The sequence below is a fragment of the Lysobacter sp. 22409 genome (genome assembly GCF_052045105.1).
GTDB lineage: Bacteria > Pseudomonadota > Gammaproteobacteria > Xanthomonadales > Xanthomonadaceae > Lysobacter > Lysobacter antibioticus_B.
The window spans coordinates 23,457-38,916 of the sequence record NZ_JBQEOE010000021.1 but is presented as its reverse complement, the minus strand read 5'-3'; the positions used below and the strand labels follow the sequence as shown (position 1 = coordinate 38,916).

Here is a 15,460-nt window from a genome sequence, read left to right as displayed (position 1 = left end):
GCACCCGATACGGCGCGGCCTCGCCAATGAATACGCTGAACTCGCCGCGAGCGTTCGCGTCGTCGCCGAGCGCATCGCGATGCGGATGTGCTTAGCCACACGCCTGCCATATGCGGACGTTAGGGTTTCGCCACCTCGTGCCGAGCCAGCGCCATGCACGCCAACGATCCGCATCGTCGTCGTTTCCTCGTCCGTTCCGGCAACGCCCTCGGGCTCGCCGCCGCCAGTTGGGCCCTGCCCGCCGGCGCCGCGCCGGCCATCCTCACCGCCGAGTCGGCGCGTCCGCGCCTCGACTACGGCATCCAGTTCGGCGACGTCGGCACACGCCAAGCGACGGTCTGGGCGCGCAGCGACCGCGCCTCGCGCATGTGGGTGGAAGTCGCCGACAACGAAGCTTTCCGTCGCGCCCGTTCGTTGCGCGGCCCGCTCGCGAGCGCCGCCTCCGACTACACCGCCCGCCTCGACCTGCCCTTGACCCACGGGCCCGCGCAACGCTTCGTGCGGGTCGCCTTCGAGGACGCACGCAGCGGCATACGCAGCGCCTGGACCGAAGGCCGGCTGCGCAGCGCGCCGCAAGGACGCGCCGATGCGCGCCCGATCCGCTTCGTCTGGGGCGGCGACGTCGCCGGCCAGGGCTGGGGTATCAACCGCGAATTCGGCGGCATGCGCATCTTCGAAGCGATGCGCTTGCGCGACCCCGAGTTCTTCCTGAACTCGGGCGACACGGTCTATGCCGACGGCCCGATCCAGGCCGAAGTCGCGGCCGAGGACGGCCGCGTGTGGCGCAACCTGGTCGCCGAAGGCGTGCACAAGGTCGCCGAGACGCTCGACGAATACCGCGGCCGCTATCGCTACAACCTGCACGACGACAACCTGCGCCGCTTCGCCGCGCAGGTGCCGCAGCTGTGGCAGTGGGACGACCACGAAGTCGTCAACAACTGGTCGGCGTCGAAGGACCTTAGCGCCGACGCCCGCTACACGGTCAAGGACGTCGCGGTGCTGGCGCGCCGCGCCCGCCAGGCCTTCCTGGAGTATTCGCCGCTGCGCCTGGACTGCGGCAGCGAACGCACGCGTATCGACCGCGTGGTCCGTTACGGCCCGCAGCTCGACGTGTTCATGCTCGACATGCGCAGCTATCGCGGGCCCAACACCGCCAACCTGCAGCCCGGGCCGGACGCCGACACCGCCTTCCTCGGCCGGCGCCAGTTGCGCGAGCTCGCCCAGGGCCTGCGCCAATCGCGCGCGACCTGGAAGATCGTCGCCGCCGACATGCCGCTGGGCTTGCTGGTGCCCGACGGCGTCGACGCGCAGGGACGTGCGCGCTGGGAAGCCGTGGCCAACGGCGACGACGGCCTGCCGCGCGGACGCGAACTCGAATTCGCCGAACTGCTGCGCGCCATCCGCGAGGTGCGCAACGTGGTCTGGCTGACCGCCGACGTCCACTACTGCGCCGCGCACTACTACGACCCGGGTCGCGCCGCGTTCCAGGACTTTTCGCCGTTCTGGGAGTTCGTCGCCGGGCCGCTCAATGCCGGCTCGTTCGGCCCCAATGGATTGGACGGCACGTTCGGCCCGCAGGTAGTGTTCCAGCGCGCCGCCCCTAAGGCGAACGCCTCGCCTTTCGCCGGCTACCAGTTCTTCGGCGAAGTGAACATCGATGCCGATAGCTCGGCATTGACCGTGGACCTGCGCGGGCTCGACGGCGTCAGCGTGTTCAGCAAGCGCCTGCAGGCGCAGTGACCGGCGCCCGCACGGCTTAGGCGCCGCTCGCACGCGCGAGCGCGCGCCCGGATGCGGCGGCCGCGGGTTGGAACGCAGCGATGCGCCGGCCGCCGTGGCGGCGGAGGAAGGCTGCGCTTAGGATGCTTGGCCAGCTTCCGGAGCCGAGCCCGCCATGACCGACTTGCGTGTGTACCAGATCGACGCCTTCACCCGGCAGCGCTACCAAGGTAACCCGGCCGGCGTGGTCGCCAACGCCGAAGGGCTCAGCGACGAACACATGCAGTTGATCGCGCGCGAACTCAACAACTCCGAGACCGCCTTCATCCTGCCGGCCGAAGCCGCCGACCACGACCTGCGCGTGCGTTTCTTCACGCCGACCACCGAAGTGCCGGTCTGCGGCCATGCCACCGTCGCCGCCCACTTCGTCCTCGCTCTCGAACGCGGCCTGCCGGCGAAGCCCTGTCGGCAACTGACCGGCGCCGGCATCCAGGTCATCGAGACCCTGCGCAGCGACGACGGCTTTCGCATCGCCATCGAACAGAACCGGCCGAGCTTCGAGCCGAAACTGTCGCGCACGCTCGCCGCCGAAGTCGCGGCGGCCCTCGGCGTCGACGCCCGCGCCCTCGACCCGCGTTGCCCGGTGCAGTTCGTCTCCACCGGCCACGGCAAGTTGCTGATCGGCCTGCGCGAGCGCCGGCAATTGCAGGCGCTGGTACCGGACGCCGCGCAGTTGATCGCGCTCGGCCCCAAGGTCGGCGCCAAGGGTTTTTTCGTCTTCAGTTTGGACAGTGAAGACGATGCCCTGACTCATGGCCGCATGTTCGCGCCGGCGATCGGCATCGCCGAAGACCCGGTCACCGGCAATGCCAACGGCCCGCTCGGCGCCTATCTGGTCAAGCACGGTTTGCTCGAAGCCCGCGACGGCGTCGCCCGGTTCCGCGCACGCCAACAAGCCGGCAACGGCCGCGGCGGCCAGATGGACGTAACCGTCCGGGTCGAACGCGGCGAGCCGAGCGGCGTGCGTATCGAGGGCGATGCGGTGACCTGCTTCTGGGCGACCTTGCCGCGCACGTTCTGAGGCGCGTCGATAGCGTCTTTCGGGTTGCTCCGCCATAGCCGGCGACGAAAGAACCCGGCAAAGCAAATCCCCCCAGCCCTCCTTTTCAAAGGGGGGAGCAGTCATGCAGCTTGGACCAGACCGGATATCGCCCCTCTCGCCGAATTACCCCCCTTTGGAAAAGGAGGGCTGGGGGGATTTTCTCTTGTCGCCATAAAGTCGCCGGTGGAGCAGATCGCCTCAGCTTTCATCGGCGAGCGGATCGATGCCCCGCCAATCAATGGTCGCGCAGGACCTCCATAGCCGACGCCGCAGACCGGGATGGTTTCGACATATCGAGCGATCCGAAATCGACTGATCCGAATTGGCGCTGCCGCCATCGAAACGACTCGGCGTGCACTTGCAATCGGAAACTGAGACGCAGCGCGTGAAGGCCGTCGCTTTCCGACGATCGCGCTTCGCGATTCTCCACGTCCTTATTGCCGACGTCGGTCACGGATCGATAATCGGCGAATTTCCCCGATAAAAAAGCAATTTCCGCATACTCGATAAAGCCGTCGAAAGGCATTCACACGGCAATCACGATCCGGATTCTGTGACCATGCACGAACGATAATGCGATATGCATCGCTACTTCGATCGACAAACTCGCTGAGTCGTTGACCGCCCTGACAACAGGACGTAACACTGTCTGGGCAAGATGCAATCCAAGGTTTCGTCGAACAACGCCTCGCGCACTAAAAACAACAACAGCGAGCCGTTCCATTCCGATCCGTCCGCACTCCGCCGCATGGAATGCGCGACGATATTATTCGTGACACGGAGCAAGTCGATTGAAAAACCCCAGCGCTATCGCCGCGGGATCGGTCCTACCCACGATCCCATCGATTCGGATCCTTCCACCGCAGGCGCCCATGCGCTCGGCCCGGTCGAACGGCACCGTGCCCGAACCTTGTCCGGGATGATCTGTCCGGAATGATCTGTCCGGAATGATCGGCAGGCCATAGCGCGGCGGCAGCGTCGATTCGCATCGAATCCGCTGCCGATCAAACCCTGAGCAACACAACGTGCCGATCGGCATGCGTTATGCGCGTGCCGCAAGAGTTCATCGCGCCGATTCGGTGCGCGATCGTCTGTGGCCGCAGTCCGGCCGGGCGAAGAAGACCAGCCGAAGAAAAACCAGTGCAGTCACCTCACCGCCGTCCTTTCGTGGAGTTCGCATGAGCAGTTCCTACAGCGACTTGTGGCGCCTGATCCGCACCGGCAAACCGTCCCTCGCGCTGCTGTCGCTGGCGGCGCTGACGGCGATGGCCTCGGTCGCCGGCACGCTCTGGTTTCCGATTCAGACCAAGCAACTGATCGACGATTTCGGCAACGGCGGCATCGACCCGAGCCGCATCGCGATCCTCGCCGGGATCCTGATCGCGGCCAACCTGGTCGGCGCGATTTCCGCCTATCTGCTGGCGCGGGTCGGGTACCAACTCGTCGCGCGCCTGCGCGCATCGTTGGTCGACAAACTGCTGAGGCTGCCGATCGCGTCCTTCGACAGCGAAAGCAGCGGCGAGCGGGTCAGCCGGGTGGTCCGCGATTGCGAGTCGATCTCCGAGCTGACCACGCGCCAGGCGATCAATCTGCTGACCGGCGTGCTGCTGCTCGGCGGCTCCATCGTGGTCCTGCTGCTGCTCGACGTGCGCCTCACCCTGACCTTGCTCGGCTCGATCGGCGCGGCCTTCGTGGTGATGATCCCGATCGCCTTCCTGCTCGACGGCCTGTCGCACCGCATCCAGGACCGCACCGCGCGGCTCAGCGGCATCCTCACCCACGTGTTCCAGGAGATCCGCCTGGTCAAGGCCTTCACCGCCGAACCGCGCGAACGCGAGCGCAGCGAAGAAGAGATCGAAGGCCTCAAGCAACTCGGCTGGCGCGTGGCGCGGGTCAACGCCGCGCTGGAACCGCTGATGAGCCTGGCGATGACCCTGGCGATCATCGTGATCCTGGTCTACGGCGCTTCGCGCGTCGCCGCCGGCGAGATCACCATGGGCACGCTGACCGCCTTCATCCTGTACATCTTCAACGTCGCCAACCCGCTGGTCCAACTGACCAACTTCACCGCCGAGCTGCAGAAGGCGAAAGGCGCGTCGGGGCGGATCAGCGCGATCCTCGCCGAGCCAGAGGAAGAACCCCACCCCGGCCGCGCCGAGCGCCGCAGCGGCGGCATGCTGGAATTCCGCAACGTCTCTTTCGGCTACGCCGGCCGCGACACCACCGTGCTGCACGGCATCGACCTGCAGTTCGCGCCGGGCACCACCACCGCCCTGGTCGGTACCAGCGGCAGCGGCAAGACCACGATCCTGTCGCTGATCGAACGCTTCTACGAGCCCAGCGGCGGCGAGATCCTCTACGACGGCCAGCCGATCTCCGGCTTCCCGCTGGTCGACTGGCGCGGCAGCATCGGCTACGTCGCCCAGAACGCGCCGATCATGCCCGGCAGCGTGCGCGACAACATCGCCTACGGCCTGGCCGGCGAATTCTCCGACGAAGCCATGCGTTCGGCCGCCGAGCGCGCCGGTGCGCTCGACTTCATCGAACGCATGCCGCAGGGCTTCGACACCGTGTTGATCGAACAAGGCAACAACCTGTCCGGCGGTCAACGCCAGCGCATCGCCATCGCACGCATGTTCCTGCGCGACCCGGACTTGCTGATTCTCGACGAGGCCACCTCCAACCTCGACAGCGAAACCGAACACCAGGTCAAGTTGGCCCTGGAATCGCTGATGCAGGGGCGCACCAACATCATCGTCGCCCATCGCCTGTCCACGGTCATGCACGCCGACCGCATCTGCTTCCTCGACAGCGGCCGGATCTCCGGCGTCGGCAGCCACGGCGAACTGATCGCCACCCACCCCTATTACGCCCGCCTGGTCGAGCGCCAGTTCCAGCGGGCGCCGGAGCCGGCCTTGCTCGAAGCCGACTGACCCGAGCCGTACGACTCCGCCGACGGCCCTCGCGCCGTGCGGCTATGCCGCGCCCGGCCCGCCGGTGCGGCGCACCGAACGAAACGACATCCAGCGCTCCATCTTCAGCCCATCGGTGAGTTCATGAGCAAGGCAAATCCGCGCCCCCTGTCGGCACCGCAGTCGGAAATGTGGTTCGCTCAGGCGTTCGACCCGGACAACGCGTACTACGACACGCGCGGTTACGTCGACATTCGCGGTCCGCTCGACGTCGAGGCCTTGAGCCGCGCGGTAGACGCCTTCGCCGCCGAGGCCGACACCTTGCGCCTGCGTTTCGAGCACGGTGTCGACGGGCCGGTGCAATGCCTCGGCGAGAGCCGAGCGTCGATCCTGCAGATCGTCGACCTGTCGATGCACGCCGACCCGATTGCCGAGGCGCATGCGCGGATGCTCGCGGACGCCGGCCAGGTCTACGGCCTCGCCGCGACACCGTTCAACCAGGTCCTGTTCACCCAACTCCTGTTCAAGCTGGGCCCGGCGCATCACCAGTGGTACCAGCGCTATCACCACATCGTCATGGACGGCTACGGCTATTCGCTGGCGACCGGACGCATCTGCGAGCGCTACAACGCCCTGCGCCTAGGCCTCGAACCGGCCGGCGAACTCGCCAGCGTCATGGAGCTGGTCGACGAAGACCTGCGCTACCGGCAATCCGAACGTCACGCCAAGGACGCGCAGCACTGGCAGGACTATCTGCTCGACGCCCCGGAGCGGGTCGGCCTGGACGGCCGCATGCCGCGGCCGTCGGCACGCTTCCATCGCCGCAGCACGCCGATCCCGCAAGCCTTGGTCGACTGCTTGTTCGAAGCCGAGCAACGCACCGGCGTCAAATGGCCGCAGTTGATGACCGCCGCGGTCGCCGCGTATCTGCAGCGGATCGCCGGCCGCGACGAGATGCTGTTCGATTTCCCGGTGGCCGGACGTTCCAAGGCCGCTCGCGGTATTCCCGGCACCGTCGCCAACGTCCTGCCGCTGCGCCTGTCGTTCGCCAAGACCCCCACCTTGCAGGAACTGGCGAGCGCGACCGGCCGCGAGATCGGCAAAAGCCTGCGTCACCAGAACTACCGCGGCAAGGACATCCTGCAAGCACTCGCCGACGGTGGCCAACAGCGCTGCTTCGGCCCGCGCATCAACATCATCCCCTTCGACTACGCCTTCGATTTCGACGGCCAGACCGGCATCCTGCATTCGCTGGCCAACGGCGTGGTCAACGATGTTGCGGTGAACCTGGAAGGCCAGATCGGCCGCGACGGTTGCCTGCTGCATTTCGACGGCAATGCCGAGAGCTACGACGAAGACGAGATCGCCGCGCATCTGCGGCGCCTGCTGGCCTTCGTCGCCGCGGCGGCGGCCGATCCGCAGCGTCCGCTCGCCGCGATCGAGCTGCTCGATGCGGCCGAGCGCCAGCGCCTGCTGCTGGACTGGAACGACACCGCGCATAAGGTCGAGCCCGAATCGGTCGCAGCCGCGTTCGAGCGCCAGGCCCTGGCGACGCCGGATGCCATCGCCGTGGTCGGCGAGCACGGCGCGCTCAGCTATGCCGAACTCGACCGCCGCGCCGACGCGCTCGCCCACGAACTGCTGCAACGCGGCGCCGTGGCCGAGCGCGGCATCGCCCTGTTGCTGCGCCGTTCGCCCGACTTGGTCGTCGCGGTGCTCGCCGTGCTCAAGACCGGCGCGTATTACGTGCCGCTGCACGAGCAGCATCCCGATGAGCGCCTGGCCCAGGTGCTGGCCGAGACCGACGCGACGATACTGATCGCCGATGCCAGCCTCGATGCGCGCGCTCTGTCGCATCCGAACCTGCTGCGGCTGGATCTGATGGAGCCGGACCTGATGGGGCCGGACCTAATGGGGCTGGATCGTTTCGATTCAGTCGAACGCGCCGAGCGCGTCGATCGCCGCCTGATCAAGGCTGGGATCCATCCCGAACAGCTCGCCTACGCGATGTTCACCTCGGGCTCGACCGGCGTGCCCAAGGGCGTCGCCGTGCGCCATTGCGACATCGTCGAGTTCGCCCGCGACCGCCGTTTCGGCGACGGCCACGAAGTCGTGCTGCTGCATTCGACCCACGCCTTCGATGCCTCGACCTACGAGCTGTGGGTGCCGTTGTTGAACGGCGGGCGCATCGTCGTGGCGCCGGCCGAGGCCGCCGATGGTCGCGATTTCCAGCGCCTGATCGAGCGCTTCGGGGTGCGCAGCCTGTGGCTGACCGCGGGCCTGTTCCATGAATTCGCCGAGTCGACGCCGGAACTGTTCGCCTCGCTGCGGCAAGTCTGGGCCGGCGGCGACGTGCTGTCGGCCGATGCGATCCGCCGTTTGCAGGCGCGCCATCCGCGGTTGCGCATCGTCAACGGCTATGGCCCGACCGAGACGACGACCTTTGCCCTGACCTGCGAAGTACCGGCGCTGGCGGTCGACGCCGAACGCGTGCCGATCGGCGCACCGCTCGACAATATGCGCGCGTACGTGCTCGACGCCTCGTTGCGGCCGGTGCCGGTGGGCGTACCGGGCGAGCTGTATATCGCCGGCGCCGGCGTCGCCCGTGGCTATCTTAAGCGACCGGCCCTGAGCGCCGAGCGCTTCGTCGCCAACCCGTTCGAGCACGGCGGCCGCATGTACCGATCCGGCGACCGAGTGCGTTGGCGCGGCGACGGCCGCATCGATTACCTCGGCCGCGCCGACCAACAGATCAAGCTGCGCGGCTTCCGCATCGAGCTGGGCGAGATCGAAGCCGCCCTGGCCCGCGCCGGCCATGCGCAGAGCGCGGCGATCCTGCGCGAGGACCGGCCCGGCCAACCGCAACTGGTCGCCTACGTGGTCGGCGACGCCGTTGACGGCGCCGCCCTGCGCGACGCCCTCGCCGCCCGCCTGCCCGAGTACATGCTGCCGAGCGCCTTCGTCGCCGTGCCGGCCTTGCCGCTGACCGGCAACGGCAAGCTCGATCGCAAGGCCTTGCCCGCGCCGCAAGTCGAAGGTCGCAGCCATCGCGAACCGCGCGACGAGCGCGAGCGCGTGCTGTGCGAGTTGTTCGCGCAGGTGCTGGGCGTGGAACGCGTCGGTATCGACGATCATTTCTTCGCTCTCGGTGGCCATTCGCTGCTCGCAGCCCGGCTGATCGGCCGAGTCCGCGCCGCGCTCGAGGTCGAGCTCAGCCTGCGCATGGTGTTCGAGGCGCCGACGGTCGAAGCCCTGGCCCGTCGCTTGAACGAAAGCGCACCGGCGCGACCGGCACTGACCCGGCGGACGCGTCCGCTGCAGTTGCCGCTGTCGTTCGCCCAACAGCGCCTGTGGTTCCTGCACCAAATCGAGGGGCCGAGCCCGACCTACAACATTCCGCTGGCCCTGCGCCTGGACGGCGAGCTCGACCGCGAAGCCTTGCGCCTGGCGATCGCCGATCTGCTCGAACGCCACGAGAGCCTGCGCACCGTGTTCCCGGACGGCGACACGCCGCAGCAGCGCGTGCTCGATGCGGCGGTAGCGCCGTTCGAGGTCGTCGACTGCGACGAGGCCGAGCTCGACGAGGCGCTAGCCCGTGCGGCGAGTCACGGCTTCGACCTGAGCCGCGAGATTCCCTTGCGCGCCAGCCTGTTCCAACTTGGGCCGCAACGTCAGGCCGTGTTGTTGCTGATGCATCACATCGCCGCCGACGGCGCATCGCTGGCGCCGCTGGCCGACGACCTCGCTCAGGCCTATACCGCCCGTTGCGAGGGCCGCGCGCCGACTTGGTTGCCGCTCCCGGTGCAGTACGCCGATTACAGCCTGTGGCAGCGCCGATTGCTCGGCGACTTGGACGATGCCGCTAGCCTCGCCGCACGCCAACTCGCCTACTGGAGCGAGGCCCTGGCCGAACTGCCCGAACGCATCGAACTGCCGACCGACCGGCAACCGCCGCAGACCCCGAGCCACCGCGGCCATACCCTGCGTTTCGCCATCGCTGACGAAACCTGCGCGGCCCTGCAGGCCTTGGCACGGCGCCACGGCGTCAGCTTGTTCATGCTGTTGCAGAGCGCGCTCGCCGCGACCCTGAGCCGGCTCGGCGCCGGCAGCGACATCGCCATCGGCACCCCGGCCATCGGCCGCGACGATCCGGCGCTGGAGCGCCTGGTCGGCATGTTCGTCAACACCCTGGTGCTGCGTACCGACACCTCCGGCAACCCAAGTTTCGCCGAGCTGATCGAGCGCGTGCGCCGCTTCGACCTAGCCGCCTACGCACAGCAGGACCTGCCGTTCGAGCAACTGGTCGATGCGCTCAACCCGGTCCGCAGCCTCGGCCGTCACCCGCTGTTCCAGGTGATGTTCTCGCTGCAAACGGCCGCACCCGCGTTGCCGGCCCTGCCCGGCCTGCGCAGCGAACTGTTGGCCTTCGACGCGCCGGTCGCCAAGTTCGATCTCAGCTTCGATTTCACCGAGCACCACACTGACGGCGTCTCCCGCCTGAGCGGCCTGCTGGAATACGCGACCGATTTGTTCGACGAGGCCACCGCGCAGTCCATCGGCGACGGCCTGATCCAGGTCCTCGCAGCGATGGCCGCCGACCCGCAGCAGCGTATCGGCGAGGCGGGCCTGTTCGATGCTGCACAGCGACAACGTTTGCTCGAGGCCTCGCGCGGCGAATCCGTCGCGGTGGAAGCGACCGCCCTGCCGCAATGGTTCGAGCGCCAGGCCGCCGCCACGCCGGACGCGATCGCCCTGGTCTGCGGCGACGACGAACTCGACTACGCCACCCTCGAACGACGCGCGAACCGTCTCGCCCATCTGCTGATCGGCGAAGGCGTCGGCGCCGAGAACATCGTCGCCCTGGCCCTGAACCGTTCCGCCGACAGCGTCGTGGCTATGCTGGCCGTGCTCAAGACCGGCGCCGCCTATCTGCCGCTCGACCTCGAACATCTCGGCCCGCGCCAGCGCGAGATGCTGTTGGATGCGGTGCCGACGCGCGTGCTCGCCCATGCCGACATCGCCGCCCGCCTCGGCTCCGACCTGCCGCTGCTGGTGCTCGACGAGGCCGCGTTCGAGGCGCGCCTGCAGTCCATGCCCACACAGGCACCGACCGATCTCGAACGAGTACGGCCGCTGCACCCGCAACACCCGGCCTATCTGATCTACACCTCGGGCTCGACCGGCAAGCCCAAGGGCGTGCTGGTCGCCCACGCCACGCTGTCGCACCTGTTCCAGCACCAACGCAGCACCCTCTACAGTGCGGTCGCGGGCGACAACGACACCACGCGGGTGCGTTTCGCCCTGACCGCGACCTTCGCCTTCGACACCGCCGTCGAAGGCCTGCTGTGGCTGTGCGCCGGCCATCAGTTGGAATTGATCGACGACGACACCCGCCGCGACGGCGAACTGTTGATCGCACGCCTGCGCGAGCGCCGCATCCATGCCGTCGACCTGACCCCGTCGCACTTCGAACCGCTGCGCCAGCGCGGCCTGCTCGATCCCGCACATTGGCACCCGCGCAGCGTGATCCTCGGCGGCGAAGCCATCGCCGCGGCGCAATGGCAGGCCTTTGCCGAACGCGACGACGTGCGCGGCTACAACGCCTACGGCCCCACCGAGTACGGCGTCGATGCCGCGTTCACCGCGATCGAGCGCGAGGCCACGGCGCCCTCGGTCGGCCGTGCGATCTGGAACACCCGCGCCTACGTGCTGGATGCCTGGCTGCAGCCGGCGCCCGAGGGCGTGGCCGGCGAGTTGTACCTGGCCGGCCCCGGCCTGGCGCGCGGCTATCGCGAGCGCGCCGCACTCACCGCCGAACGCTTCGTCGCCGACCCCTTCCATGCCGGCGAACGCATGTACCGCAGCGGCGACCGCGCACGGCGCCGTCGCGATGGCCGCCTGGAAGTGCTCGGCCGCGCCGACGATCAAGTCAAGATCCGCGGCTTCCGCATCGAACTCGGCGAAGTGCAGGCCGCGCTCGCCGAACTCGGCTACGCCGGCAACGCGGTGATCGCACGCGAGGACAGCCCCGGCCATAAGCGCCTGGTCGCCTATGTGGTCGGCGACGCCATCGATACCCAGGCCGTGCTGCGGCAACTGGGCGAGCGTCTGCCCGACTATCTGCGCCCGGCCGCAGTGGTCGCCCTCGACGCCCTGCCGCTCACCCGCAACGGCAAACTCGATCGCCGCGCCTTGCCGGCGCCGAGCATCGAGACAGTGCGCGGCGCGGCGCCGGAATCGGCGCAGGAGCGTTTGCTCGCGCGCTTGTTCGCGCAGGTGCTCGGCCTGGCCGAGGTCGGCGTCGACGACGGTTTCTTCGCCCTCGGCGGCGACAGCATCAGTTCGATCCAGTTGGTCGGCCGTGCCCGTCAGGCCGGCCTGCGCCTGAGCGCCCGCGACGTGTTCCAGCACCAGAGCGTGCGCTCGCTGGCCGCGGTCGCGACGCCGCTCGACCCGGCGGCGACGCCGGCGCAGCCGACGGTCGACCCGGTCGGCGAGCTGCCGGCCACCCCCATCGTGCGCGACCTGTTCGAGCAGGACGGCCCGTTCGGGCAGTTCCAGCAATCGATGCTGCTGCGCGTGCCGGCCCTGCGCGAGGCGCCCTTGCTGAGCGCGCTGCAGCGCCTGATCGATCATCACGATGCGCTGCGTCTGCGCCTCGATGCCGGCCTGGCCTTGCACGTCGGCGCCGCCGGCAGTGTCCAGGCGCGGGATCTGCTGCGACGCATCGACATCGATATCGACGGGTTCGACGCCGCCGCGCGCAAGCGGCTCATCGAAGCCGAGGCCCAGGCTGCGCAGGCCCGGCTCGATCCTCGCGACGGCCGCATCCTGCAGGCAGTCTGGTTCGACGGCGGCGACGATTCGCGTCTGCTGTTGACTATCCACCACCTCGCCGTCGACGGCGTGTCCTGGCGCATCCTGGTGCCCGACCTGCGTGCGGCCTGGGAGGCCTGCGCCGGGGACCGTGCCGCGTCGCTGGCGCCGGTGCCGACCTCGTTGCGGCAATGGGCGCTGGCCTTGCCGGCCGCCGCCGAACGCCGCCGCGCGGAGCTGCCGTTCTGGCGCGCGATGCTCGACGGCGATGCCGGCGCGGTCGCCGCGCGTCCGCTCGACCCGCAACGCGACACCCTCGCCGGCCAGCGCAGCCTGAGCCTGCGCCTGGACAGCGAGAGCACGCGCTTGTTGTTGACCCGCGCGCCCGAGCTGATCCATGGCCGCATCAACGACGTCCTGCTGACCGCGTTCGCGCTGGCCCTGTCGGCTTGGCGCGGTGCGAGCCACGGCAACGGCGGCGAGGCTTCGGTGCTGTTCGACCTCGAAGGCCACGGTCGCGAAGCCGGCCTGCTCGACGGCGCCGATCTGTCGCGCACGGTCGGCTGGTTCACCAGCCTGTTCCCGCTGCGCCTGCACCTGCCCGAAAGCGGTGCGCAGGCCGCGCTGCGCGGCGGCAAGCCGCTGGAACGCGCACTCAAGTCGATCAAGGAGCAACTGCGTGCGCTGCCGGACAACGGCATCGGCTACGGCCTGTTGCGCCATCTGGACGACGAGGGCCGCTACGCACTGGCCGGTTGGCCGTCGCCGCAGGTCGGCTTCAACTATCTGGGCCGCTTCGATCTCGACGCCGGCAGCGACGCTCTGTGGAGCGCCGCCGAGCCGAGCCTCGCGCTCGGCAGCGGCGGCGATGCGGCAATGCCGCTCGCGCATGCGCTCGAACTCAATGCCCTGACCCTGGCCGGCGACCACGGCCCGGAGCTGTGCGCGAACTGGAGCTGGGCCGGCGAACTGCTGCGGCAAGACGAAGTCGAAGCCTTGGCGGAGCATTGGTTCGCGGCGCTGCGCGCGATCGCCGTCCATGCCGCCGCCAGCGACATGCGCCGGCTGACGCCGTCGGACCTGGAGCTGGTCGCGCTCGACCAGGACACGATCGAACGCCTGGAATCGGGCCAGGCCCTGGCCGAGGTGCTGCCGCTGTCGCCGCTGCAACAAGGCCTGCTGTTCCACACCTTGTACGACCGCTCCGCGCCCGACGCCTATCTGACCCAGATGGTGTTCGAGCTCGACGGCGCCCTCGACGGCGATCGCCTGGAACGCGCCGCACGCGATCTGCTCGCGCGCCATCCGCATCTGCGTGCGGCCTTCGTCGACGACGGCCTCGATCAGCCCTTGCAGCTGATCCCATGCGACAGCCTGCTGCCGTGGGAAGTGATCGACCTGACCCCGCTGACCGCGGAACGCCGCGACAGCGAACTCGAACGGCTGCTCGCCGACGACGCCCAGCGCAATTTCGACCCGGCGCAGTCGCCGCTGCTGCGCTTCACCCTGCTGCGTTGCGCCCGCGACCGCCACCTGTTGGCGTTCACCAGCCACCACCTGCTGCTCGACGGCTGGTCCTCGCCGATCCTGATGCGCGAGCTGTTCGCGCTGTATCGCGACGGTGCCGAGGCCGCGCTGCCTCGGGTCACGCCTTATCGCGACTACCTGCGCTGGCTCGCCGGCCGCGATGCCGCCGGCGCCCACGAAGCCTGGCGCACGGCATTCGCCGGCTTCGAGGAACCCACCCGCATCGCCGCGGCCACGACTGCCACAGCGACCGCGCCGGAAGTGCGCCGCTACTTCGCCGATGCCGCGCTCACCGCGCGCCTGGAAACGCAGTCGCGCAAGCTCGGCGTGACCCTGGCCAGCTTCGTCCAGGCTGCCTGGGGCCTGGTGCTGGCGCAGCTCGCCCATCGCGACGACATCGTGTTCGGCGCCACCGTGTCCGGACGCCCGCCCGAGCTGGCCGGCGTCGAGGACATGATCGGTCTGTTCATCAATACCCTGCCGCTGCGCTTGCGACTGCAGCGCGACGAAACCGTCGGCGCCTTGTTGCAGCGCCTGCAGCGGGAACAATCGGCGCTGCTCGACCACCAACACCTCAGCCTGACCGAGATCCAACAGTCGGCCGGTCATGCCGAATTGTTCGACACCCTGGTGGTGTTCGAGAACTTCCCGATCGGCGCCGACGCCACCGGCACGCTCGAAGTCGGCCCGCAATTGAGTGCGCGTTTCCACGGCCACCGGGGCGGCGATGCTTCGCATTACCCGCTCGGCCTGGTCGCCGTGCCCGGGCGCGAACTCGCGCTCAAACTGAGCTATCGCCCGGATCTGTTCGACGCCGCGACCATCGACCGCATCGCTTCGCGTTGCCTGCTCGCGCTCGACGCGCTGGCCGGCGATCCGCAGGCGCGGGTCGGCGCCATCGAGCTGTTGCCGAGCGAGGAACGCCGGCAAGTCCTGCAGCAGTGGAACGACACCGCCCATGCCTTCCCGGCACTGCCGCTGCCGGCCCTATTCGAGCGACAGGTCGCGCGTACGCCCGACGCTGTCGCCGTGGTGTTCGAGGGCGAGCGCCTGAGCTATGCCGAACTCGATGCCCGCGCCAACCGCCTCGCCCACCGCCTGATCGCCGACGGCATCGGCCCGGAGAGCATCGTCGGCGTGGCCCTGCCGCGTTCGGTCGAGCTGATCGTCGCCCTGTACGCGGTCAGCAAGGCCGGCGCGGCCTATCTGCCCCTGGATACCGATTATCCGGTCGAGCGCCTGGCCTACATGATCGGCCACGCCGCACCGGTGCGCGTGCTGACGCGTTCGGACGTCGCCGCGAAACTGCCGGCGCAGGCCGCGCTGTTATCGCTCGACGATGCCGCGCTGCTCGCCGCCCTCGCGCAGACCAGCGACCGCGCGC

Annotated in this window: 6 protein-coding genes (1 of these 6 running past the window's edge); 5 read left to right on the top strand and 1 reads right to left on the bottom strand. The window is 68.9% G+C overall.

The features are described from left to right. Nucleotides 1-153 precede the first annotated feature (153 nt). The gene (locus tag ACTJJK_RS12445) at nucleotides 154-1,740 is read left to right on the top strand and encodes an alkaline phosphatase D family protein (RefSeq protein ID WP_440730349.1); all 1,587 of its coding nucleotides are present in this window, start codon (nucleotides 154-156) and stop codon (nucleotides 1,738-1,740) included. Nucleotides 1,741-1,894: 154 nt separating this feature from the next. Continuing rightward, complete coding sequence (locus tag ACTJJK_RS12440) at nucleotides 1,895-2,800, top strand: PhzF family phenazine biosynthesis isomerase (protein WP_440730348.1); 906 nt, start codon at nucleotides 1,895-1,897, stop codon at nucleotides 2,798-2,800. A gap of 256 nt (nucleotides 2,801-3,056) precedes the next feature. Here ACTJJK_RS12440 and ACTJJK_RS12435 read toward each other — a convergent pair whose 3' ends face one another. Then, entirely contained in the window at nucleotides 3,057-3,347 is a 291-nt protein-coding gene (locus ACTJJK_RS12435; RefSeq protein WP_440730347.1) for a hypothetical protein, read from the bottom strand. A 132-nt stretch (nucleotides 3,348-3,479) separates the two neighbouring features. Between ACTJJK_RS12435 and ACTJJK_RS12430 the strand changes: the two genes are divergently transcribed. From ACTJJK_RS12430 to ACTJJK_RS12420, 3 genes are all read left to right on the top strand, one after another. Continuing rightward, nucleotides 3,480-3,758, top strand: a complete 279-nt coding sequence (locus ACTJJK_RS12430) for a hypothetical protein (protein WP_152566013.1) — start codon at nucleotides 3,480-3,482, stop codon at nucleotides 3,756-3,758. Between the two features lie 241 nt (nucleotides 3,759-3,999). Further along, complete coding sequence (locus ACTJJK_RS12425; RefSeq protein ID WP_440730346.1) at nucleotides 4,000-5,754, top strand: ABC transporter ATP-binding protein; 1,755 nt, start codon at nucleotides 4,000-4,002, stop codon at nucleotides 5,752-5,754. Between the two features lie 123 nt (nucleotides 5,755-5,877). Further along, a protein-coding gene (locus ACTJJK_RS12420) for a non-ribosomal peptide synthase/polyketide synthase (protein WP_440730345.1) crosses the window boundary here: on the top strand, nucleotides 5,878-15,460 show its 5' end (the start). It continues 18,299 nt past the right edge of the window; only the first 9,583 of its 27,882 coding nucleotides appear in the window; the start codon lies at nucleotides 5,878-5,880; the stop codon falls past the right edge of the window.

Excerpts from the sequence above, each read along its gene's own strand:
- ACTJJK_RS12440 (WP_440730348.1), top strand. The coding sequence starts at position 1,895 with ATGACCGACTTGCGTGTGTACCAGATCGACGCCTTCACCCGGCAGCGC.
- ACTJJK_RS12425 (WP_440730346.1), top strand. The coding sequence starts at position 4,000 with ATGAGCAGTTCCTACAGCGACTTGTGGCGCCTGATCCGCACCGGCAAA.
- ACTJJK_RS12445 (WP_440730349.1), top strand. The coding sequence starts at position 154 with ATGCACGCCAACGATCCGCATCGTCGTCGTTTCCTCGTCCGTTCCGGC.
- ACTJJK_RS12430 (WP_152566013.1), top strand. The coding sequence starts at position 3,480 with ATGCAATCCAAGGTTTCGTCGAACAACGCCTCGCGCACTAAAAACAAC.
- ACTJJK_RS12435 (WP_440730347.1), bottom strand. The coding sequence starts at position 3,347 with ATGCCTTTCGACGGCTTTATCGAGTATGCGGAAATTGCTTTTTTATCG.